General features: G+C 67.1%; 20 protein-coding genes and 1 pseudogene. 8 read left to right on the top strand and 13 right to left on the bottom strand.

What is annotated here, in order from left to right; translation table 11 throughout:
• Positions 1-53: 53 nt before the first annotated feature.
• Together QC826_RS19750 and QC826_RS19745 are read left to right on the top strand one after the other, a co-directional pair.
• On the top strand, positions 54-305 hold the full coding sequence (locus tag QC826_RS19750) for an AbrB/MazE/SpoVT family DNA-binding domain-containing protein (RefSeq protein WP_279762086.1): 252 nt from the start codon (positions 54-56) through the stop codon (positions 303-305).
• Positions 299-646, top strand: a complete 348-nt coding sequence (locus QC826_RS19745; protein WP_279762085.1) for a type II toxin-antitoxin system ChpB family toxin — start codon at positions 299-301, stop codon at positions 644-646. Before QC826_RS19750 ends, QC826_RS19745 begins: the two co-directional genes overlap by 7 nt.
• A gap of 159 nt (positions 647-805) precedes the next feature.
• On the opposite strand, the gene QC826_RS19740 is transcribed toward QC826_RS19745, so the two are convergent.
• The 3 genes and pseudogenes from QC826_RS19740 to QC826_RS19730 form a co-directional block, all read right to left on the bottom strand.
• The gene (locus QC826_RS19740; RefSeq protein WP_279762084.1) at positions 806-2,074 is read right to left on the bottom strand and encodes a hypothetical protein; all 1,269 of its coding nucleotides are present in this window, start codon (positions 2,072-2,074) and stop codon (positions 806-808) included.
• Positions 2,075-2,693: 619 nt separating this feature from the next.
• Entirely contained in the window at positions 2,694-3,086 is a 393-nt protein-coding gene (locus QC826_RS19735; RefSeq protein WP_279762083.1) for a hypothetical protein, read from the bottom strand.
• A gap of 149 nt (positions 3,087-3,235) precedes the next feature.
• Positions 3,236-3,469: pseudogene (locus tag QC826_RS19730) on the bottom strand (nucleotidyl transferase AbiEii/AbiGii toxin family protein); the annotation flags it as partial.
• A gap of 351 nt (positions 3,470-3,820) precedes the next feature.
• Between QC826_RS19730 and QC826_RS19725 the strand changes: the two are divergent.
• From QC826_RS19725 to QC826_RS19715, 3 genes are all read left to right on the top strand, one after another.
• Positions 3,821-4,648, top strand: coding sequence for an AraC family transcriptional regulator (locus tag QC826_RS19725; protein WP_279762082.1), 828 nt, complete (start codon positions 3,821-3,823; stop codon positions 4,646-4,648).
• 78 nt (positions 4,649-4,726) lie between these two features.
• A complete protein-coding gene (locus tag QC826_RS19720; RefSeq protein ID WP_279762081.1) occupies positions 4,727-5,152 on the top strand; it encodes a cupin domain-containing protein in 426 nt (141 codons plus the stop codon).
• A gap of 138 nt (positions 5,153-5,290) precedes the next feature.
• Positions 5,291-5,470: a hypothetical protein gene (locus QC826_RS19715; RefSeq protein WP_279762080.1), complete on the top strand. Its 180-nt coding sequence runs from the start codon at positions 5,291-5,293 to the stop codon at positions 5,468-5,470.
• Between the two features lie 55 nt (positions 5,471-5,525).
• On the opposite strand, the gene QC826_RS19710 is transcribed toward QC826_RS19715, so the two are convergent.
• The 10 genes from QC826_RS19710 to QC826_RS19665 all read right to left on the bottom strand — a co-directional run bounded on the left by QC826_RS19710 (position 5,526) and on the right by QC826_RS19665 (position 17,042).
• On the bottom strand, positions 5,526-5,789 hold the full coding sequence (locus tag QC826_RS19710) for a hypothetical protein (protein ID WP_279762079.1): 264 nt from the start codon (positions 5,787-5,789) through the stop codon (positions 5,526-5,528).
• A 212-nt stretch (positions 5,790-6,001) separates the two neighbouring features.
• Positions 6,002-6,583 (bottom strand): type 1 glutamine amidotransferase family protein, encoded by a 582-nt coding sequence (locus QC826_RS19705; protein ID WP_279762078.1) that lies wholly within the window; start codon positions 6,581-6,583, stop codon positions 6,002-6,004.
• Positions 6,584-6,701: 118 nt separating this feature from the next.
• A complete protein-coding gene (locus QC826_RS19700; protein ID WP_093388371.1) occupies positions 6,702-6,923 on the bottom strand; it encodes a hypothetical protein in 222 nt (73 codons plus the stop codon).
• A 126-nt stretch (positions 6,924-7,049) separates the two neighbouring features.
• Positions 7,050-8,198, bottom strand: coding sequence for a VWA domain-containing protein (locus QC826_RS19695; RefSeq protein WP_093388372.1), 1,149 nt, complete (start codon positions 8,196-8,198; stop codon positions 7,050-7,052).
• Positions 8,195-10,414 (bottom strand): DUF5682 family protein, encoded by a 2,220-nt coding sequence (locus QC826_RS19690; RefSeq protein WP_279762077.1) that lies wholly within the window; start codon positions 10,412-10,414, stop codon positions 8,195-8,197. Before QC826_RS19690 ends, QC826_RS19695 begins: the two co-directional genes overlap by 4 nt.
• A gap of 34 nt (positions 10,415-10,448) precedes the next feature.
• Positions 10,449-11,543 carry an ATP-binding protein gene (locus QC826_RS19685; protein WP_279762076.1) on the bottom strand — a complete coding sequence of 365 codons (1,095 nt, stop codon included), beginning with the start codon at positions 11,541-11,543 and terminating at the stop codon, positions 10,449-10,451.
• Positions 11,540-13,210, bottom strand: coding sequence for a DUF5691 domain-containing protein (locus QC826_RS19680; RefSeq protein WP_279762075.1), 1,671 nt, complete (start codon positions 13,208-13,210; stop codon positions 11,540-11,542). Before QC826_RS19680 ends, QC826_RS19685 begins: the two co-directional genes overlap by 4 nt.
• The gene (locus QC826_RS19675; RefSeq protein WP_279762074.1) at positions 13,207-14,463 is read right to left on the bottom strand and encodes an SWIM zinc finger family protein; all 1,257 of its coding nucleotides are present in this window, start codon (positions 14,461-14,463) and stop codon (positions 13,207-13,209) included. Before QC826_RS19675 ends, QC826_RS19680 begins: the two co-directional genes overlap by 4 nt.
• A 247-nt stretch (positions 14,464-14,710) precedes the next feature.
• The gene (locus QC826_RS19670) at positions 14,711-15,157 is read right to left on the bottom strand and encodes an SRPBCC family protein (protein WP_279762073.1); all 447 of its coding nucleotides are present in this window, start codon (positions 15,155-15,157) and stop codon (positions 14,711-14,713) included.
• A 118-nt stretch (positions 15,158-15,275) separates the two neighbouring features.
• Entirely contained in the window at positions 15,276-17,042 is a 1,767-nt protein-coding gene (locus QC826_RS19665; RefSeq protein ID WP_279762072.1) for a DUF885 domain-containing protein, read from the bottom strand.
• A 302-nt stretch (positions 17,043-17,344) separates the two neighbouring features.
• Here QC826_RS19665 and QC826_RS19660 point away from each other — a divergent pair, with 302 nt between their 5' ends.
• From QC826_RS19660 to QC826_RS19650, 3 genes are all read left to right on the top strand, one after another.
• The gene (locus tag QC826_RS19660; RefSeq protein WP_279762071.1) at positions 17,345-18,724 is read left to right on the top strand and encodes a hybrid sensor histidine kinase/response regulator; all 1,380 of its coding nucleotides are present in this window, start codon (positions 17,345-17,347) and stop codon (positions 18,722-18,724) included.
• A gap of 114 nt (positions 18,725-18,838) precedes the next feature.
• Complete coding sequence (locus QC826_RS19655; RefSeq protein WP_279762070.1) at positions 18,839-19,243, top strand: hypothetical protein; 405 nt, start codon at positions 18,839-18,841, stop codon at positions 19,241-19,243.
• A complete protein-coding gene (locus QC826_RS19650; protein WP_279762069.1) occupies positions 19,240-20,691 on the top strand; it encodes an ATPase domain-containing protein in 1,452 nt (483 codons plus the stop codon). Before QC826_RS19655 ends, QC826_RS19650 begins: the two co-directional genes overlap by 4 nt.
• Positions 20,692-20,715 lie beyond the last annotated feature (24 nt).

Raw genomic sequence — 20,715 nt, 5'->3', positions numbered from 1 at the left:
GACAGCCGAAATCACTGTTTCTACAATGTATAAACATGATGTGGAGGTTGCAAATGGAACTCTCAATTCAGAAGTGGGGCAACAGCGCTGCAGTTCGTCTGCCTACCGAGTTGCTGGGCATACTCAAGGTCACATTGGGCGACAAGCTGAGCGTCAACGTACAGCCTGGCGGCGTCTTGCTAAAGGCGGCGCGGCCTGCTTACTCGTTGGCCGACTTGGTGGCCCAGTGCGACCCTAACGCCCCGGAGCCGGCCGATATGGCCGCCTGGACCAGCGTGGCGCCCATGGGACGTGAAACGTGGTGAGCCGCGTCAAGTTTGGACGGGGCGACATCGTCATGGTCAATCTCGATCCGACCGAAGGTCACGAACAAAGAGGCATGCGGCCCGCGCTGGTGCTCTCCACGAGTGCGTTTAACGCCTTGGGTGTCGTGCTGGTGGCGCCAATTACGCAGGGCGGAGATTTTTCGCGCCATGCTGGTTTCGCGGCCTCGTTGAGTGGGGCGGGAACGAAAACGCAAGGCGTGGCCCTGGTCAATCAGGTGCATATGCTTGACTTTGAGGCGCGAAAGGCGAGGCGTGTAGAGACGGTGCCGGAATCGGTTGTCGATGATGCGCTTGCGCGTCTTCGCGCAATCACCGACTAGAAGACGCCACACCGATCAGCGGGCCGCCTGTTGTGAGCTTGCTTACGGAATAATTCACTTTTACCCGCGACAGGCGTAATTTTCATTTACCTGTATGGCAGGTAATCTGGGGGGGATACTGGATTCTGAGTCTAGGCCACGTCTCATGCACGGGGTAGCTCACTCCACCAACTGTCGTGCCAGAAATTTTAGAACGAATTCGCCGCCTGTACCGCTGGCAGTAATTAGCTCTCGCACATCCGCCCTGACCACTGTCTCATCCACTCCCGCGGCGCCGGCCGCCGCCATGACGGCCGCGTGCGCGTCCAGCACGTCGATGCCCGTGATGTCGTAACCCCACCCATTGGCGATGCCTCTCAACGCTGTCATGCCGGCCGCCAATGCAAACTCTGGCCGCTCGACGGCGAAGTCTCTTGAAGCGCGAATCAGCGTCCGCGGGTCAGCCGGGCTCCTGTTCGCAAGTTCAATGGCCAGCTCGAAAAAGCCAGCGTCCTTCGCAGCAGCAAACCATTTGCCCTCCTGGCCCGGCTGGCTCGCAACCAGGTCACGCAAAATGGTCTCCCTTGGCTTACCCGGGTACTTCTTCACGATGGCTTTGAATGTCGCCAAATTGGTCGTCGCATATGTGGCCGCAACCGCGTAACGCGCATACGCCTCGTCTGCAAGTTCAGACTCCAGCAAAACACCCTCGCAGAACGCCGCAATGGCCGTCAGAGGAGCATTCATCCCCTTCGAGTCCTCAGCGTAGTGAATCGCCTCGGCGCGCCTCCCCATCTTGGCCAACGCCTTAGCGCCCCATACTCTGTTGTGCCATGACTTATGCCGGTACTCAGACTTGTCAATTAATGTGAGAAGTTCATCGTGACGTCCAGCTGCGTAGAGCGCGCTTAGACAGACGTCCGTCCCTTTGAAATAGCCATACTCTCCACTGCGGGCGCAGTGGTCCCACATCGTCGTCAACGTCGGCGAAAGGTACTCAGCCCACTTGGACGCAAGCTCCGGTGTCGCGCACAGCTCACCCCAGAATTCGCCAAGGTATTCCAGGTATGGCATGTTGTCTTCCTGGAGAGCGTCCCACAGACGGTCCAGCCATTTTTCACGTACAGGACGTGCGGCGTCGGCCTTCGCAATGATTGGCACGAGGGTTTCGATGGCGCGATTCACAGCGCTGCCTATGCCGCCCGAGGAACTGTCAACTTGTTCGATGGCTGGCGCGAGCTTCTCCAGAAAGAGCACGGCGCCCTCGGCAGCCAATACGGGCTCCTTCTTGGCCACCGTTTTGATTTCCGTGAGGGCCTCCTTGATGCGCAGGATTGGCGTGCTGGACTTCCATCCGAACGCGTTGCGACGGAAGCGAGGGGCGAACTGCCATTTGTATGCTGTGGCCATGAGTCGGGAAACGCCTTTGAGTTTTTTTGTGATGGCCATTGCGGCGGAGCGCCAAGTGGCGTGGTTTAAGAGCCCGACTAGATGTCCGGCGTACATATTAGCGGTATAAACGATAGGCATAAATATTGTCGTCAATATCGTGAGCGGGGTACTGGCAAATTTTTGTGGTGCTTGCAAAAAAGCTCTTTGTTCGACGGACAAGTGGAGCGGGCCCCGTCATCGCTTACGGCTGCATTCGATCACGCCCCCACGCTTCGGGTGTCACGTGGCTGTAGAGAAACTATCCGCACGATTGAACGGCTTTGACCGTCGCTCTGTATGATTGGTTGCCGAATGAATCCGCTTTCCCGATTAACTCAAGGGCTCCGCGCGAGAGTAGACCCTTGATTGACGAGGTTTCCACCACGCAGCTGACAGGGCCATTCGCACTATTGAGTTTGTACTGTAGGCGCGCGCCCTGCGGCATCGGTTTGCTGCGCCAGTAGCAGCTTCCATCTGGATGAACCTCGCCTCCTTGGAGAACGATTTCGGCAAGCGCATTTTGCATCGTCAGAGAGAGTTTTCTGGTCATAGTCGTTTGTACTGGTTCGCGAGGAGTGGCGGTATATCAAGGACTGAGCGACAGTCACGTCATTGCGTATATCGTATAAACGATATGCTATGTTTTTGGCGCAGCGACGCCATCCACCTTCCTTGGCGCCGCAAGAAGTTCCACAATGTCCTTGACCACCTTCTCCAGGCTCTTGTTGCCGAGCGCCGTCGTCGGATACTCCGGGCGGCCGTGCCCCTTCTTGCTGTTGTAGAGTCCAATGACTGCCGCCTTGGTCCAGCGTTTTTTGGACGTGAGCGGCGAAAATACCATGTGTTCCGGGTAGAGCGCGAAACCTTCTACGGACGAGTCGATGACGTCCCGCGGGGCCATGTCCGTAAAAGTGACGGTCGCCAGTTGCTTTTTGCACGCTAGCCACGACTTGGCGCAAATGAGGCCGGTGCCGGTGTCAACGATGACGGGGAAGCGGGGCTTTCGGAACAGGAAGTTCATTGCGGTCATGGGATTTTTCGGTGTCTATTGCGGAGAGTTGGACGGGGAGGGCGGTCGCATTAGCTGCGGTCGTTTGCATCGCCGTGTCCTGGTATGCCGGGTATGGCAGAGTCGTCGGCCACTATTTTGAGCTTTTGGCTGGCATGAAAGGTCACGACGCGGCGCGCCGGAATGTTCACCAGATCGCTGGCGATGGTGCGGATGTCGTAGGTCAGATCGACGTCTTCGGAGAAGCGCCGGATGACACCAAAAGCTTTCGACAGGGATGTGCCGCCTTTGAAGACCAAGTGCTCGGCGTGGGGGCCGGAAAACAGATGCCGCCGCGCCCAGACCACCCAGATATCCTTTTCCCAAAGATGGGGCGGGAGGCCCGATGCATGGGCGGACGCGATAGCACTTGATCAACAGCTGCGCGATTGCCCAGGTGTAACAATTCTTTTGCAACCAAAGGTGTGCCATCAGGCAGCTCGGCAGCACGCTGCAAGACTTGTTTGGTAAGGGATTGCATGGTGGTTTCTCCAGAATGGTAGAAGTATGCGCTAGTTTCTGACACTCTTCCAGCAACTGAACGAGAGGCTGAGGCCTCTTCATACGACCGTTGGACGGACATATTGCAGGTCAACGCGGCGACCGAAGCCCATCGTCGCGCGTGGGTTGTTCCATGCGACAATTCGGACAACAGTTGCGCACCGAACCACGCCCGTGCCACCGCGCATCGCCCCCGACCATCCAAGGCCCCCATCATGAACCCACCCGCACCGCACTCCCGCCCCGACTGGCTACGGCGCGCCGATCCGATAGACGGCGTCGAGCGCATCGAGGCGTGGTTCCACGGCAAAGCCTACGGCATGCACCGCCATGACACCTACGCCATCGGCCGCACGCTGACCGGCGTGCAGAGTTTCAGCTACCGGCGCGGCCAGCGCAACAGCCTGCCCGGCAACACGATGGTGCTGCATCCCGACGAGGCCCACGACGGCCAGGCCGGCACCGCCGAGGGCTTCCAGTACCGCATGAGCTATGTCGAGCCGGCGCTGTTGCAGGAGGTGCTGGGCGGGCGCGCGCTGCCCTTCATCGAAGGCGGCGTGACCACCGATCCGCGCCTGGCGGCGGCCACCGCGACCCTGTTGCAGCACGTCGGCCACACGCTCGAGCCGCTCGAGCAGAGCGACGCCCTGGCCGAACTGGCGCACGCGCTTGCCGCCGTCGCCGGCCTGCCGGCGCGGCGCCCGACCGGCGACTTCCTCGCTGCGCGGCGCGCCCGCGAGTACCTGCACGCGCACTGCGCCCGCGTCGTCACGCTCGACGAGCTCGAAGTGGCCACCGGCCGCGACCGCTGGAGCTTGTCGCACGACTTCCGCACCTTCTACGGCACCAGCCCCTACCGCTATTTGACGATGCGGCGCCTCGACGCGGTGCGCCGCATGCTGCTCGCCGGCAGCTCGCTGGCCGATGCTGCCGCCGCCGCAGGTTTTGCCGACCAGAGCCACATGACGCGGCACTTCACGAAGACGTTCGGGCTGGCGCCGGGCCGCTGGTTGCAGGTCGCCGGCGCCGTCCGGCGCGGCTGACAACACCCACGATCGTTCAAGACGGCCGCTAGGCGCATGCGTATCCTCGACGCATTGCCCACTTGAACGGAGAGAACCATGCCACCATCCATCCACCATACCGCCGCGCCGGCCCAGCGCGGCCAGTGCCAGAGCATCGACCTGGCCGGCAAGATCGCGCTGATCGACGGCCACTGGCAGCCGCGCGTGGTCGCCGAAATGAATGACTATCAATTCAAGGTCGTGAAGTTCGAAGGCGAGTTCCTGTGGCACAGCCATGCCGACACCGATGAAACCTTCATCGTGCTCGAAGGCGAGTTGCGCATCGATGTGCGCGGCGGACCTGCAGGCGACACGGCTATCGTGCTGCGCGCCGGCCAGATGGCGGTGGTGCCGAAGGGCGTCGAGCACAAGCCCTGCGCCCACGCGGAAGTGAAGGTGCTGCTGATCGAGCCGCGTGGCGTGGCGAACACGGGCGAGGGTGCGGCGGGCGAGCGTACCGTCGAGAACGACCAGTGGATTTAGACCGGCCGCCGGCATGCCCGCCAAGGGCGCTCGGCCAGTTGGATTTTTAGACGTTGTATATATCGTGGAGGCAAGTCTTTACACAATTTTTAGACGCCCCGGACTAAGCTTGTTTGTATCGGAACCACGGAGTTGAACATGAACGAGCACCATCTGGAGTGGTCTGCGGCGACCTTGTCCCACCATTGTTCGGACGCGCATCCGCATCCGCCTGCGCTGCGCGGCCGGCAAAAAATCCAGCGCGCCTTTTGCTTGGTCGGCGCGCTGGCGATGTGCAGCGTGCTGGTGCAGTTGCTGCTGTGGCTGGGCACGCGATAGGTGAAGTTCGCGCCGCCGTCCGTCAAGGGCGGCGTCGCGCCAGCGCCCCCGCCCGTTATCTGCGGCGCAGGTAGCTGGGCCAGAACAGCGCCCACCACAGCACCTTGAGGCCGCCGCCCACGTCGATGCGGTGCCGATCCGGCGTTGGGAAGGGTATCCGTTTGAATTGCATGACGCCCAGGCCGATGTTGAGCCAGACGACGGTCATCACTTCGGTGTTGGTGTCGAACGCGTAGTCGACGAAGAGGGGCAGCAGCAGCACGGCGCCGTAGGCCAGGGCCATGGCCAGCGCGTACTGTAGATAGTGGCGAACATTCATGAGTCGATTCCAAACCGGCCTGGACAAATCCATTGGCGAAAGAGTCCCCAGCTTAGTGGAATGGATCTAAAAGCGGCGTAAAAATACGGCGTCCAAGTATAAACGCGGTGTAAAACCTGGGGCTGACGGCGCGGCCCCCTTGCGGGCTGGCCGAGCGGAACTCGGCCAGGCGCGCGGCGAGCGGCCGCGCGCGTGCCTGCCGGCCGCCGTGTCTAGGCAGGCTTGCCGTGCTCGGCCGCGTGCATCGCCAGATAGGCCTTCAGGTTGTCGTCGTCTATCCCCATGACGCGCAAAATCTCCGCCATGAAGCTGACCGGCGCGCTGCCGGGCGCGGTGACGACGCGCTGGTCGGCCACCGCGTAGGGCACATCCTGGTAGTGGGCGGCACCGGCATAATTCAGTTGCGCAAGGTTCTGAGCCGAGTTGGAGGTGTGGCGAACGTGGTCGAGCACGCCCGCCTGCGCCAACACGCGGGTGCCGTCGCAGATGCCGGCGACGACGATGTTTCTTTCGTGCGCGGCGGCGACCAGGGCGGCGATGTCGGGCGCCCGCTCGCTCTGCCAGATGCTGCCGCCGCAGACGATCAGCAGGTCGAGCTCGTCGAGCTGAATGGCCTCGATCGCCAGGTGCGGCGTGACGACCATGCCGCCCATCGACGTCACCGGGCTGCCGTTGGGGCTGGCGAAGCGCGTGTCGAAGCCGTAGTAGGCGCGCGCGGTCGAGTTGATCAGCGCGGTTTCCCAGTCGGCGAAATCGTCCGTGAGAATAGTGATGGAACGTGTCGAACGTGTCATTTGGTGCTCCCTCCGAGGTCGACAAATGCAGGAGGAATTATCTCCTGCGCAAGCCCAAAGTGTAATCGAGGCGCCTGTCAATTTCCGTCAGTAGTGAGCACCGACTTGCGACGCTTGACTAGCGGTTCTTGCCGCCCACGCCCAGCAGCACCACGCCGCCGACGATGGCGGCGATGCCGGCCCACAGGGGAATGTTGACGGTTTCCTTTTCCTGCACCGACAACTCGAGCGGGCCGAGCTTCAGCGCGGTGGTGTCTTTGGTGTAGCTGAAGCCGCCGTACACCAGGCCCAGCGTGCCGGCCGCGATGAGCAGGGCGCCAATAATTTTGATCGGGTTCATTTGTCTGTTCCTAGAGGTGGGGGACTTGGTTGCCGCTTGACGGGGCAAAAGTAATTTCCCATTGGAACATAAAATGCCGTTTTGGGGCCGCGCGATTGGCGTGGCGCGCCGGGCGGGTGCGCCTGGTCATGCGGCGACGGCGATGTCGTTCTGCGCCGCCCACGCCGCCATGTCCTGCTTCTTGATCGCCGCCGCCATCAAATCCGGAAACTTGTCCGGCGTGCAGGCGAAGCAGGGGATGCCCATTGCGGCGAACTGGGCGGCGTGGCGGTGGTCGTAGCTGGGCGCACCGTGGTCGTCGAGCGCCAGCAGGGCGATCATCTGCACGCCGCTGTCGACCATGGCGCGGGCGCGCGCCAGCATCTGCTTGGCGTTGCCGCCCTCGTAGAGGTCGCTAATGAGCACGAAGATGGTCTCCTGCGGCCGCTTGACCAGGCCCTGGCAGTAGGCCAGCGCCTGGTCGATGTCGGTGCCGCCGCCCAGCTGGGTGCCGAACAAGACCTCGACCGGATCGGCCAGCAGCGGCGTGAGGTCGACCACGGCGGTGTCGAACACCACCACTTGCGTGCTGACCGACTTGATCGACGCCAGCACGGCGGCGAACACGCTGGCGTAGACCACCGACGGCGCCATCGAGCCGCTCTGGTCGACGCAGAGCACGATGTCGCGCAGGCTTTGGCTCTTGCGCGCGAAGCCGACGCGCCGCTCGGCGATGATGGTCTGGTAGTCGGCCTGGTAGTGGCGCAGGTTGGCGCGGATGGTGCGCAGCCAGTCGATTTCGTTGTGGCGCGGCCGGTGGTTCCTGGCGGCGCGGTTCAGGCTGCCGCTGACGGCCTGGCGCAGCGGGCTGCCCAGCTTGCGTTCGAGTTGTTCGACGACGCCGCGCACCACCTGGCGCGCGGTGTCCTTGGTCTTGCTCGGCATCAGGCGGTTGAGCGAGAGCAGGGTGGCGACCAGGTGCACGTCGGCCTGCACGCTGCGCAGCATCTCCGGTTCGAGCAGCATCTGTTGCAAGCCCAGCCGTTCCATCGCGTCCTGCTGCATCACCTGCACCACGCTGGCGGGGAAGTACTCGCGGATGTCGCCCAGCCAGCGCGCCACGTTGGGCGCCGAGCCGTGCAGGCTGCCGCGGCCGTCCTGCCGGTCGTACAGCGCGCCCAGCGTGCGTTCGAGCGGGACGTCGGCCGGCGCCAGCGGCAGGTTGTCCGCCTCGCTGCCCAGCATCAGGCGCCAGCGCCGTCGCAGCGCGGCCTGGTCGGTTTCTTGCGTGCTCATGCCAGTTCCTCTTTCGGTTGCATGTCGCCCAGCAGGCGGTTCAGGATGGGCAGCAGCAGGGCGGCGCGCGCTTCGTCGGTGTGCTGGGCGGGGGCCGGCGCCGCCAGCGCCAGCGCCGCGCCGCCGTGCTCGACGCGCTGGCCGAGCTGGCGCCGCTCGGCCGGCTCGAAGGTGGCGAAGGTGCGCCGCAGCAGCGGCAGCAATTCGGTGAAGCTGTCCTCGCGCAGGCCGGCGACCCACCCGTCGAGGATGTGCCACAGCGCGTCGTTGACCAGCAGCAGCGTGCCGCTGCCGTGCAGGAAGCCCTCCAGCCACTCGGCGCTGGCGAGCGGATTGACCGGGTTGGTGCAGGCCAGCGACAGCGCCCGCGCGCTTTGCTCGACGCTCCAGTGCTCCTGTTCGAACAGGATGCGCACGGCGCGCCCGGCGATCAGGGCGTGCGCCTGCAGCTGCACGCACTGCGCCAGGGCGGCCAGCCAGGCCTCCCGGTGGGCGGCCCGCTGCAACAGGGCGATGGCCTGGTCGGCCTGGATCATATGGCCCAGCAGGAGGCGGGCGGCCTCCTCGTTGATGCCGCGCGCCGCCGTCGGCAGGGCGATGCAGGCGCGCTGCACCAGCCCGTCCAGGACGGCGCCGACGCTGGCGGTGTCGGTGCCGCGCACGTTGCCGTAGCGCAGGACGTTGGCCAGCGGCGCCAGCGCCTCGAGCAGCACGCCGGCGTCCTGGGTGCCGGCGGCCAGCGCCTGCATGCGCGCCATCAGCACCGGCACGGCGTCGCGCGCGTCGGCCAGCAGCATCCTGTCGACCAGCCGGGTCAGCTCCGGCAGCTGCCCGGTCTGCTGGGACTGGTGGCACAGATGGGCGTTGCAGGCGATCTCCAGCGTGGCGCCCCAGACGTTCGCTTCGATGAGCCTGAGTTCGAACTCGGGTTCCCAGGCCAGTTGCCACGACTCGTGGAAGGTGCCGCTCTTGCCGCGCACGGTGAGCGTCTTGCCCCAGCCGATGCCGAGCAGGGCGAGGCGGTGCAGGAAGGTGCTCTTCTCAAGTTGCTTGGGCTGGCGCAGGTCCAGATTCAGTTCGACCTGGTCGGCGCGCGGCGCCATCCGGTGGCGCTTTTGCAGCTCCTTCACGTTCTGCGACAGGGGCAGGGTGGGCGTGTCGGCCGGCACGCCGCCGAGGCGGTCGTTGACCAGCAGCTCGCGCTCGATCAGGCGCAGCGGCGCGTCGCTGTCGCCGAACAACACGCTTTGCAGCGCGTCGAGCAGCTCGCCCAGGCCGGCGCGCGAACGCTCGCGCAGGCTGGCCAGGGTGTCGGCCAGGCGCAGCGCCTCGATCACCTGGGCCGACGAGGCGTCCAGGCCGTGCTTGCGCAACAGGCGCACCGCGTCGGTCAGCCAGTGCGCCGCCGCCTTGTGCGGCGTGTGCCACAAATGGTGGTACCAGCCGGGCGCCTGCACGCCGGCGCCGTAGCCGCTGCCGGCGCTGAGGCGGCCGTAGGTCCACGGCGTCCAGGTGGCGGCGACCTTGGCCTTGGGCAGCTCGCTGAGCAGGTCCTTGTCGTGCTTGGCGGTCGGCATGGCGCGCAGCGCCGGCACGTGCCAGGCGCCGCACACCACGGCGATCCTCTGGTGGCCCTGCTTGACGCCTAGGCGAATCATTTGGCGCATGTGGGCCTCGCGCAGGGCCTCCTCCGGCGCCAGCGGCTGGGCCAGTTCCTCGCGCGCCACCGTCATCATTTCCTCGATGGCGGCGAACAGTTCGAGGCCGTCCTGGCGTTGCTCGACCAGGTGGTCCCACCAGGTTTCCGTGTCGGCGAAGCCGGCCGCCTGCGCCAGGCCGGCCAGCATGTCGCCGGCTTGCGCCGCCTGCGCCTGCGCCTGCTCCGCGTAGGTCATCTCGCGCGCCAGCACGTGGGCTTGCGGCAGGTCGATGAAGCGGGTCGGCACGCCGTGCCGCTGGCCGTGGAGGATGGCCTGCCACTCCGGCGAAAAATCGGCGAACGGGTAGTAGACGGCGTGCTGCGGCATGGCCGGCGCGTAGACCAGCAGCGCCACGGGCGGCCGCATGTCGCCGTGCGCGGCGAGCGGCAGCAGCTCGTTGGCCTCGGGCGGACCTTCGATCAGGATCAGGTCCGGTTGCAGCTGCAACAGGGCCTGCGCCAGGCTGCGGGCGGAACCGGGGCCGTGGTGGCGAATGCCGAACAGGTGGACGGTCATGGCAGCGCAGCGGGGAGGGGACGGCCGCGCCGCATCACAGCACGGCGTGGCAGGCGCGGTACAAGTCCTTCCAGCCGTCGCGTTCCTTGACCACCGTTTCCAGGTACTCGAGCATGACCAGGCGGTCCTGCACAGGTCCCTTGAGGATGGCGCCGATCATCGACGAGGCCATGTCGGCGCCGCGCAAGGTGCCGTCGCCGAAGTGGGCGGCCAGCGACATGCCGTTGGTGACGACGGAGATCGCCTCGGCCGTGCTCATGCTGGCCGACGGCGACTTGAGCTTGATCTTGCCGTCGGCCGTCTGGCCGGCGCGCAGCTCGCGGAAGATCGTCACGATGCGGCGGATCTCCTGCAGGGCCGGCTTTTCGATCGGCAGCTCGAGCGCGCGGCCCAGGCTGGCGACGCGGGTCTCGACGATGCTCACCTCCTCGTCGGCGCTGTCGGGCAGCGGCAGCACCACGGTGTTGAAGCGGCGCTTGAGCGCGCTCGACAGCTCGTTGACGCCACGGTCGCGGTCGTTGGCCGTGGCGATGATGTTGAAGCCCTTGGCCGCCTGCACATAGTCGTCCAACTCGGGAATCGGCAGCATCTTCTCCGACAGCAGGCTGATGAAGCTGTCCTGCACCTCGGCCGGAATGCGCGTCAACTCCTCGATGCGCGCCAGTTTGCCGCTGCGCATGGCGCGCATCACCGGGCTGGGCACCACCGCCTCCATGCTCGGCCCCTTGGCCAGCAGCTGGGCGTAGTTCCAGCCGTAGCGGATGGTTTCCTCGGCGGTGCCGGCGGTGCCCTGCACCACCAGCGTGGAGTTGCCGCTGATGGCGGCGGCCAGGTGTTCCGACACCCAGGACTTGGCGGTGCCGGGCACGCCCAGCAGCAGCAGGGCGCGGTCGGTGGCCAGGGTGGCCACGGCGATCTCGACGAGGCGCCGCTTGCCGATGTACTTGGGGCTGATCTCGACGCCGTTGTCGAGCGTGCCGCCGAGCAGGTAGGTGGCCACCGCCCAGGGCGACAGCTCCCAGTTCGGCGGCCGCTGGCGCTGGTCCACCTCCTTGAGCGCGTTCAGTTCGTGGGCGTACTGTTGCTCGGCGTGCTGCCGCATTACCTTGCTGCTGTTTGCATTGCTCATGCGTCGTTCTCCAAAAAACTGGCGTGCATTGTGTGGCGGAAGTGCAGCGTATCCATCAGATGGTCGACCAGGGGGCGCCATTGCGGCCAGTGCGGCCAGTCGTCGCCCGGCCAGTTGCTGCGCGCGTAGGCCAGATCGGCGCAGTCGAGCACCTTGGCCAGGATGGCGAAATCGCCGCGCGAGCTGTAGTCGGGCTGCTCGTCGGCCGCCATCTGGCGCTGGCCGTGGCGCAGCAGCGCGCGCGACATCTCGGGCGACAGCACCTTGGCGCACTGGTCGGCGCCTTGCTCGGCCCAGGCCAGGGCGTGGACATAGGCCGGCGGCTGGCTGGCCGCCTGCTCCAGCCAGCGCCGCACCACGCGCTCCTGCGCCGCCGCGGGCAGGCAGGGCAGGTCCGGCAGCAGCAGCGCGGGGATTTGCAGCTTGCTCCAGGCCAGGCCGTTGCCGCTGACGAGGGTGACGAACCAGTCGATGGCGGCCGCGTCCGGCGTGGTCTGGACGGCGCGGCCGGCCGCGTGCACCAGGCCGGTGAGCAGGGCCATGTTGAACTCTTGCGCCACCAGCACGTCGACGACCTGGTCGGGCGTCAGCTGCCAAGTGTCGCTCCAGTGCGCGGGCGGCACGCAAGCCATCAGGTCGAGCAGCCAGCCGGCCTTTTCGCCCATGCCGGCGCGGCCCAGGACGCCGATGCCGTCGCGCTGCATGTCCTTGTCGCAGGCGGCGGGCAGTTGCACCAGCAGTTGCGGCAAGGGCTCGCCGGTGTTGCCGCTCAATATGGCGCCGAGCCGCGCCCGCAGCCCGCTGCGGCGTTCGAGCGTGAACAGGGCGGCCAGGCGCGCCTTGCAACGCTCGCTCAATTGCGAGCCGGGCAGCGTCGCCAGCAAATGTTGCGCGGTGCCGCGCACGTCCTTGCGTTTGTCGTCGAGCGCGCGCTCGAGGAAGGCTTCGTCGCGCAAGTTCAGCCCGACAGCGAGGCAGGGCAGCAGGGCCATGCGCTGCTCGGCGGGTTCCTGCGCCCAGTCCTGCTCCAGCGCCAGCCGGGCGGCCTCGGGATCGGCCAGCCGCATCGTCCGCAGGGCGTCGCAGCGCTGGGCCAGGTTGCCCAGTTGCCAATGCCGGGCCACCGTGTCGTTGGCCTGGCCCCCAGCCGGGCCGCTGCCGCTGCCGCCGGCGCTATCGGTATCCTCATCGACGTCGACGCCGACCACCTCGGCCCAGCGCGGCTGTTGGGCCGCCAGCCAACGGCCACGCCGGCCGAGCAGCGCCGCCACGGCGGCGCGCAGGGGCGGTTTTTGCGACGCCAGGTCGAGCAAGGGCACCAGGCAGCTGTGGGGCAGCTGGCGGTTCAAGGTCTGCGCCTGGGCCAGCCAACTGCCGAGCAACTCGGGATGGATGCCGTGCAGGATGGAGAGCAGCACTTGCTCCGCCGCCCGCGAGCAGGTCGGCTCGCTCGGGCAGGCGGGCTGGGCGGACGGGGCCGGCGCGGGCGGCAGGTAGCCGGCGCGCTGCCACAGGTCGCTGGCGGCGACGGTATGCCACAGCCGCAGCTCGTCCGGCACGGCGGCCAGCAGCCCGGTCAGCGCCGTGGGCGCGCCCGCGCCGGGCGCCAGCGGCGCGCGCGACAGACCGGCCAGCAGTGTTTTGTGTAGCGTCGGCGCGAGCATCATGGGACTTGCCCGCCGTCTAGTCCGTGCAGGCGGCCGTCGACGCCGACCGCCAGCGGCAGCAGGGCGTAGCCGTTCCACAGGCCGAACACGCTCACCGGCGCGGCGCCGGCCAGCGCGTGCAGCTGCCAGGCGTGGCGGAATTGGCTGTCGACCGGCAGTTGCGTGCCATCGCTCGCGCGCAACACGAAATGCGTCGCCGGCCCGGCGGCGCGCTGCGGCACGACGTGTTCGAGCAGCATCGGGTAGGTCTCGATGAAGGGATTGACGGCCAAGGCCCGGGCATACTCGGCAAGCAGGGCGGCCATGCTCGACGGTGCCGCCGACGGGGCCGCCGGCAGCGTTGACACGAGCTGGACGTCGGCGCCGAACGCGACACGCATGGGCAGGGCGCCCGGATAAAAATGCAGCGTGCCCCGGTGGCCGGTGCCGAGCAGCAGGGGCGGCGGCAGCGCCTGGGCGCCGGCCGAAAACTGTTGCAGCACGGCCCAGCGCGCGCTGTCCCGGCCGCGCAAATAGCAGCTGCGGCGGCTGACCCTTTGCTCGTCCTGCGTATGGGTGCCGCACACCTGCCACAGGTCGTCGAGGCCGGGCTCGGCCAGCACCTCGTCCTGGTTGAGCACCCAGCCTATGCCGGTCTTGATGTCGTGTTGCAGCGCCGCTGGCAGCGTGGCCAGGCGGCGGTAGCTGTGGCTCAGCAGCGCGATCTGTGCCAGTTCGCGCGCGACGTCCAGCTCCCAACCGGCCGCGCTGGAAGCATAGACCAGCATGCCGGCGCGCCGCAGCCGGGCGGCCAAGCCGGGCGCCTGGGTGTCGACCAGGCGCGCGGCCATCGCGTCCCAGTCCTTGGCCGGTTTGGCGCGCAGGCCGGCCAGGCCTTCGCGGGCCAGGTCGGCCAGCCAGGTGTCGAGCACCGCCAGGCCGGCGTCGACATTGCCCTGGCGTTTTTCTTGCCGCTTCAGTTGCTGCTGGGCCTTGGCGGCGATGTCCTCGTCCGTTTGCGCCGTGTCGGCGTTGGCCAGTTTCGCCGCCTTCTTCTCGCTGCGTTGTTCGCGGCTCTGCAGCCAGTCGCTCACCCAGGCGGGGGCGGCGCTATCGGCGAAGGCGGCGCCGTCGCGCGCGTACAGCAGATACAGTCCAAGGCCATGCTTGCAGGGGAATTTGCGGCTGGGGCAGGTGCACTTGAACGAGGGGCCGGCCAGTTCGATCTGCGCCTTGTACGGTTCCTTGCCGCTGCCTTGGCACAGCCCCCACAAGGCTTGCGCGTGGCCGCCCAAACCCGACCATTTTGCCAGGCTCGACTGGGCACTCCCCGCCTTGGCCGATGCCGGGTCGGGTGCGAGCGCAAGTATTTGATCTGCTGTCAGGGACATCGGAAGGCGGATGGATAGCGATGGCGGATTTTAGCATTTCATGGAGGAAAAATATTCTTTAAATATTATTGCCATTATGAAAATCATGCCGCAAACCCGGTCCGGCTTCCAGCCGCCAGGATGGGGAAGCCTAGTCGGGAACCGCCGCCTCGACCAGTTGCGCCAGCAGTAGCAGCGATTCCTGCCAGCCCAGGTAGCAGGCCTCGGGCGGGATCACTTCGGGGATGCCCTCCTGCACGATGCTCAGCTCGGTGCCGCAAAAGATTTCGCGCAGGGTCAAGGTGGTCCGCATCTCCCCCGGCAGATTGGGGTCGTCGAACTGGTCGGTGTGGACGATGCGCTGGTTCGGCACCAGCTCCAGGTAGGCGCCGCCGAAGGAGTGGCTGTTGCCGCTGGTGAAGTTGGTGAACGACATCTTGTAAGTGCCGCCGACCTTGGCCTCCAGATGGTGGACCTTGCAGGTGAAGCCGTGCGGCGGCAGCCACTTGGCCAGGGCGTCGGCGTCGAGCAGGGCGCGGTAGACGCGTTCGGGTGGCGCGCGCAGCACGCGGTGGAGTCGAATGGTGTTGCTGGACATGGTTGAATCTCCTTTCGCACAAGGTCGATGACGGTCACGGGACGGTTCGACGTGACTCTAGCATAAAACCGGCGACGGAAATCCGCCGCGCCGCAGTCGTGCCGGCGCGGCGGCCAGCCTACTTCAGCCGCGCCGGCACGAACTCCTCCATCACCGCCTTGTACAGCAGCTTGGGCGGCACCAGGCCCTGCGCCAGCACGAAGTCGTTGAAGGCCTGGCGGTCGAACTTGCCGCGCAGCGCCACCTGGGCCGCCTGGCGCGTCTCCATCAAGCGCTGGTAGCCGTAGAAGTAGGAGGTCGCCTGGCCCGGCGCGCGGAAGGTGTAGCGCTGCACCTCCTGCGTCGCCATGCCCTCGGACAGGCCGACCTCGTCCATCAGGAAGGACTTGACGTCGGCCGCCGGGATGCGGCCCAGGTTGACCATCGGGTCGAGGAAGGCGCGGGCGGCGCGCAGCATGCGGTGCTGCAGGGCGAAGAACTGGCCGTCGAGCGGCTCGTAGGGTTGCATCTCGGCCTCGGCGTACAGCGCCCAGCCCTCGACGTTGACGCTGTTGAAGGCGAACACCGCGCGCGCCGTCGACACGCCGGCCTCGATCATCTTGGCGAACTGCAGCTCGTGGCCGGGGCGGCCCTCGTGGGCGGTCAGCGTCCAGCTGCCGGCCTGGTGGGTGAAGTCGTCGAAGCGCAGCGCCTTGCCGCTCGCGTCGGGCGGCATGCCGGTGGTCAGCACGAACTCGCCGTACTCGCCGGTGTTGCCGACCAGCCGTGGCGGGCTCATGTGCGGCGCCGGCTGGCGCGCGTTCTCCGCCTCGCTGGCCAGGCGGATCACCGCCTTGCGCTCGGGCAGGGTGACGACGCGCTGGGCGCGGATCACCTCCTCGATCTGGCCCAGGCGGTCGGCGTAGAGCGGCATCACCGCCTCCTTGGCGATCTGCTTGCTCTTCAGTTCGCGCAGCACGGCGCGGTAGTCGGCCGAGGCCAGGCCCTGCTCCTTGGCGATCAGGCCGCCGGTGATGTTCATCTGGTTGCGGATCTCGGCGAAGGACACCAGCGCCTTCGAGATCAGCTGCTCGGGGTCGACGTCGGTGCCGACCTGGCGCAGGCGGTCGGCGTAGACCTCGGCCGGCAGGCGCGAGTCGGCGCGGGCGCGCGGCAGCACCTCGGCCTTGAGCGTGGCGTTGTAGGCGGTCAACTGTTGCTCCAGCGCGGAGAAACTCTTCTCCCAGCCCTTCAGCTGGCTCTTCTCCAGCAGGGACTTGATGCCGGCGACCAGGGTCGGGCCGTCGTTGATGACCTGCTCCACCTCGCCCTTGAACGGGCCGAGCAGCTTGGGGTTGGCCTTCAGGCGCTCGTGCAGGCGCTCGCGGGCCAGTTCCGTGTAGGGGCGGTAGCCTTTGCTCAGGCCGGCATATTTGTCCAGCCGCAGCAGCAGCGCCTTCTGCCGCTCCGGCGGGATGCGCGGGTCCAGCATGTCGTGCACCACGCCGTAGATGCTGCCGGTGGCGTCGATGAAGGGCAGGAAGTATTTGCGCTCCAGCGCGCTGCTGCGCAGGCCGTCCTCGGCCGAGGCGATGAGGATCTCCAGGCCCTGGCGGATCTTCGCGTCCGGCTCGGCCTTCAGGCGTTTTTTCAGTTCGGCGACCACCGCTTGCGTGCCGCGCTTCTCGTCCTCGAAGCTGTCGCGCGACAGGTCGCTGATCTTCTCGTCGTAGCCGTCGACGCCGAGGTTGCTGGCGTTCTCGGGCGCCAACCTGGCGCGCTCCTCCAGCAGCAGCTTGGCGTTGAGGTTGCTCTTGAGCACCCAGGGCTGCTCGGCGGCGGCGGCCGGCAGGGTGAAGGCGAGGGCGACGGCGCTGCTCAGCAGCGTTTTGATCAACAGTTTCATGGGCGGCGGCTTTCAGTGGTTCCGTGAGCGGGCTGTCACGAATTGCTGAGTAGTATCGTCGTCCGGCATTCCATGGTCAAGCGGGGCGGCGGGCCGGCGATTATTGCGTTGCGGAACCCGGTCTGTGTGCCAGCACACAGACCGGCCGGCGCGCCAGCGGCGATGATGGCGGCTATTCGGCGCGATTTCATCCCGTCGCGGCCGCCATCCTGCTATGGTGGCAAGGTAAGCCGCGTCCCCCCCCTCCTGTCCGCAGGCCGCATGCAAGACCGCTAGCATCTACTAAGTGATTGTCCCGTCCGATGAGTGAGCTTCCCCTGTCCGAACCCGACGCCCCAGCCCCCGGCGTCCTTGCAACGCCGCCGTCCGAGTTGGCGGCCGTGGCCGCGCTGCGGGCGGCGCACGCCAGCGAGGTCGAGCAGCTGCGCGTGCTGATCGGCCAGCTGCTGGTGCAGGTCGAGTCCCTGCAGGCCGAGAAGGACAGCCGCAGCGCCCTCGAGGGCCACGTCGACCAGCTGCGCGAGGCCAACCAGCACCTGGTCTGGGCCACCTTCGGCGCGCAGGACCTGCAGGCGGCGGCCGAGGGCGCCAGCCTGCGCCAGACCGAGTTCCTGTCGATGCTGGCGCACGAGCTGCGCAACCCGCTGCAGCCGATGGCCATGGCCAACGAGCTGCTCGGCCGCCTGACCGGCGCCCACGCCGAGCTGCCCCGGCTGCACGCGGTGCTGGCGCGCCAGCTCAAGCACATGGTGCGCCTGGTCGACGACCTGCTCGACGCCTCGCGCATCCAAAGCGGCAAGGTGACGCTGCAGCGCGGCCTGGTCAGCCTGGCCGACGTGCTCGACAGCGCCGTCGAGACCTGCCAGCCGATCCTGGCGCAGCGCCTGCAGGTGCTGCGGCGCGACACGGCGCCGGTCGACGCCTGGCTCGACGGCGACGCCGTGCGGCTGGCCCAGGTGTTCTCCAACCTGATTTTGAACGCCTCCAAGTTCTCGCCCGAGGGCAGTGCCATCGTGGTGCAGGCCGGCCGCCTGGGCGGCCGGCTCGAGGTGGCGGTCAAGGACAGCGGGGTCGGCATCAGCGCCGCGCTGCAACCGTTCGTCTTCGACCTGTTCACCCAGGGCTTCCGCTCGCTCGAGCGGGCCCAGGGCGGCCTGGGCATCGGCCTGGCGCTGGTGCGCACCCTGGTCGAGATGCACGGCGGCGCGGTGCGGGTGCGCAGCGAGGGCATCGGACTGGGCAGCGAGTTCATCGTCGAGCTGCCGCTGGCGCCGGCGCCGGCCGCCGCCGCCGCGCCCGTCGTGGCGGCGCCGCCGCCGGTGGCGCCGCTGAACATTTTGCTGGTCGAGGACAACGTCGACGCCAGCGACACCCTGGGCCTGCTGCTGGCCCAGGCCGGCCACGCCGTCACCCAGCGCTTCGACGGCGCCAGCGGCCTGGCCGCGCTGCGCGAGCGGCGCTACGACCTGGTGCTGTGCGACATCGGCCTGCCCGGCCTCGACGGTTTCGAGGTGGCGCGCCGCGCCATCGCCGCCGGCGCCGCGCCGCACTTCATCGCCACCACCGGCTACAGCCAGCCGGAGGACCGGGCGCGCGCGCTGGCGGCCGGCTACGACCATTATCTGGTCAAACCGGCCGACTTCGCCATGCTGGCGGAGTTGATCGCGGGGTACGCGCGGTGAGCCGGCGCGGTTTTTTGGGTGGCGGGCTCGTGTCCCGTCCTGATTATCCTGTACGATGCCGCCATTCCGGGCGCGCCGCGGCGACGTCGTCGTACTGCATACACAAGTAAATTTATGGCTACTAACGAGGAACAGCGGCACCGCATGATCGAACGCCTGGTCGGCCGCCCGGCCGCCGCGCCGCTCGACGCCTGCGTGGCGCTGTGGCAGGGCCTGGCGTTGCAGCTCAACGCCATTATCGGCGAGGGCGGCTTCGAGTCGCTCTACAACCGCAGCGCCCACCTGGCGCGGCGGGCCCATCCGTGGCTGGCGCCCAGCGCCGGGCGCGACTTCGGCGCCCTGCGCGACAGCCTGGCGCAGCAGGACGCAGGGCAAGCCGGCGAGGCCTGTAGCGCCTTGCTGATTTTTTTTACCGACACACTGATCTTGTTGATCGGCGAGCTCTTAACGACCAGCATTCTACGTGCGGCCTGGGGTGACGACGCTGTAAATACTGCTGGCAAGGAACCGCAACCATGAGTAGCAAAGTAACTATCCAACGCCTGGCCACCGGGGTGCCGGGACTCGACGACCTGCTCGGCGGCGGCATCCCCGAGTTCTCCTTCAACCTGCTGGCCGGCACGCCGGGCAGCGGCAAGACGACGATGGCGCACCAGATCATGTTCGCCCTGGCCAACCCGCAGCGGCGCGCGCTGTTCTTCACCGTGCTGGGCGAGCCGCCGCTGAAGATGCTGCGCTACCAGCAGCAGTTCCCCTTCTTCGACGTCGAGAAGATCAACCAGTCGATCAAGTTCGTCAACCTGGCCGGCGACCTGCTCGACGGCGACTTCGACCGTGTGCTCGAGCGCATCCGCGACGAGGTGGCCGCCTTCGCCCCCAGCCTGGTGTTCGTCGACTCGTTCCGCTCGGTGGTGCAGTCGGCCCGCGCCCACGAGGACGGCGCCCACGGCCTGCAGCGCTTCGTCCAGCAACTGGGCATGCAGATGACCAGCTGGCTGGCCACCACCTTCCTGATCGGCGAGTACCTGGCGCCGGAGGCCGAGTCCAGCCCCGTCTTCACGGTGGCCGACGGCATCATCTGGATGTCGCAGCTGGTCCACCGCGACGCCCTGGTGCGCAAGATCCAGGTGGTCAAGATGCGCGGCCAGGCGCAGAGCCTGGGCGTGCACACCTTCCGCATCAACGACGACGGCGTCGAGGTGTTCCCGCGCGCGGTGGTGCGGCAGAGCGCCACGGGCGGCGTGGCCATCGACGGCCACCAGCGCCTGTCGATGGGCGTGGCCGAGCTCGACGCGATGATGGGCGGCGGCCTGCCGGCCGGCTACTCGCTGCTGGTGGTCGGCCCGTCCGGCTCGGGCAAGACGGTGCTGGCCACCCAGTTCCTGGCCGAGGGCGTGCGGGCCGGCGAGGCCGGCGTCATCGCCGCCTTCGAGAAGAGCCCGAACCAAATGCTCAGCTACCAGCTCAACGGCATGGTCGCCAGCGGCAAGGTCGGCGTCATCGACACGCGCACGCTCGACCTGTCGCTCGACGAGATTTTGCACGACCTGGTGGCGATGATCGAGCGGATGGGCGCCAAGCGGGTGGTGATCGACTCGCTGTCGGGCTTCGAGCTGGCGCTGGCGGCGGTGTTCCGCGAGGACTTCCGCGAGTCGCTGTACCGGATGATCGCCGTGCTCACCGGCATGGGCGTGACGGTGCTGATGACGGCCGAGTTGGAGGACCGCTACGACATGCTGCGCTTCAGCTCCTACGGCAACGCCTTCCTGGCCGACGGCATCGTCATGCAGCGCTACGTCGAGCTGGACGGCCAGTTCCGCCGCGTGTTGTCGGTGGTCAAGATGCGCGCCAGCGCGCACAGCAAGGACATCCGCTTCTTCGACATCGGCGCCGACCAGATCAGCGTCGGCGACACGCTGAGCCAATACCAGGGCGTGCTGACGGGCCACCCGGTGCGCGGCGACTAGGCGTGCCGGGCGGCGGCCAGGCCG

Origin of the sequence: Rugamonas sp. DEMB1, from assembly GCF_029834475.1 — a bacterium.
Taxonomy (GTDB): Bacteria; Pseudomonadota; Gammaproteobacteria; order Burkholderiales; family Burkholderiaceae_D; genus Rugamonas; species Rugamonas rubra.
Note: the sequence above shows the minus strand (reverse complement) of the source record. Positions and strands in the feature narration are given on the sequence as shown.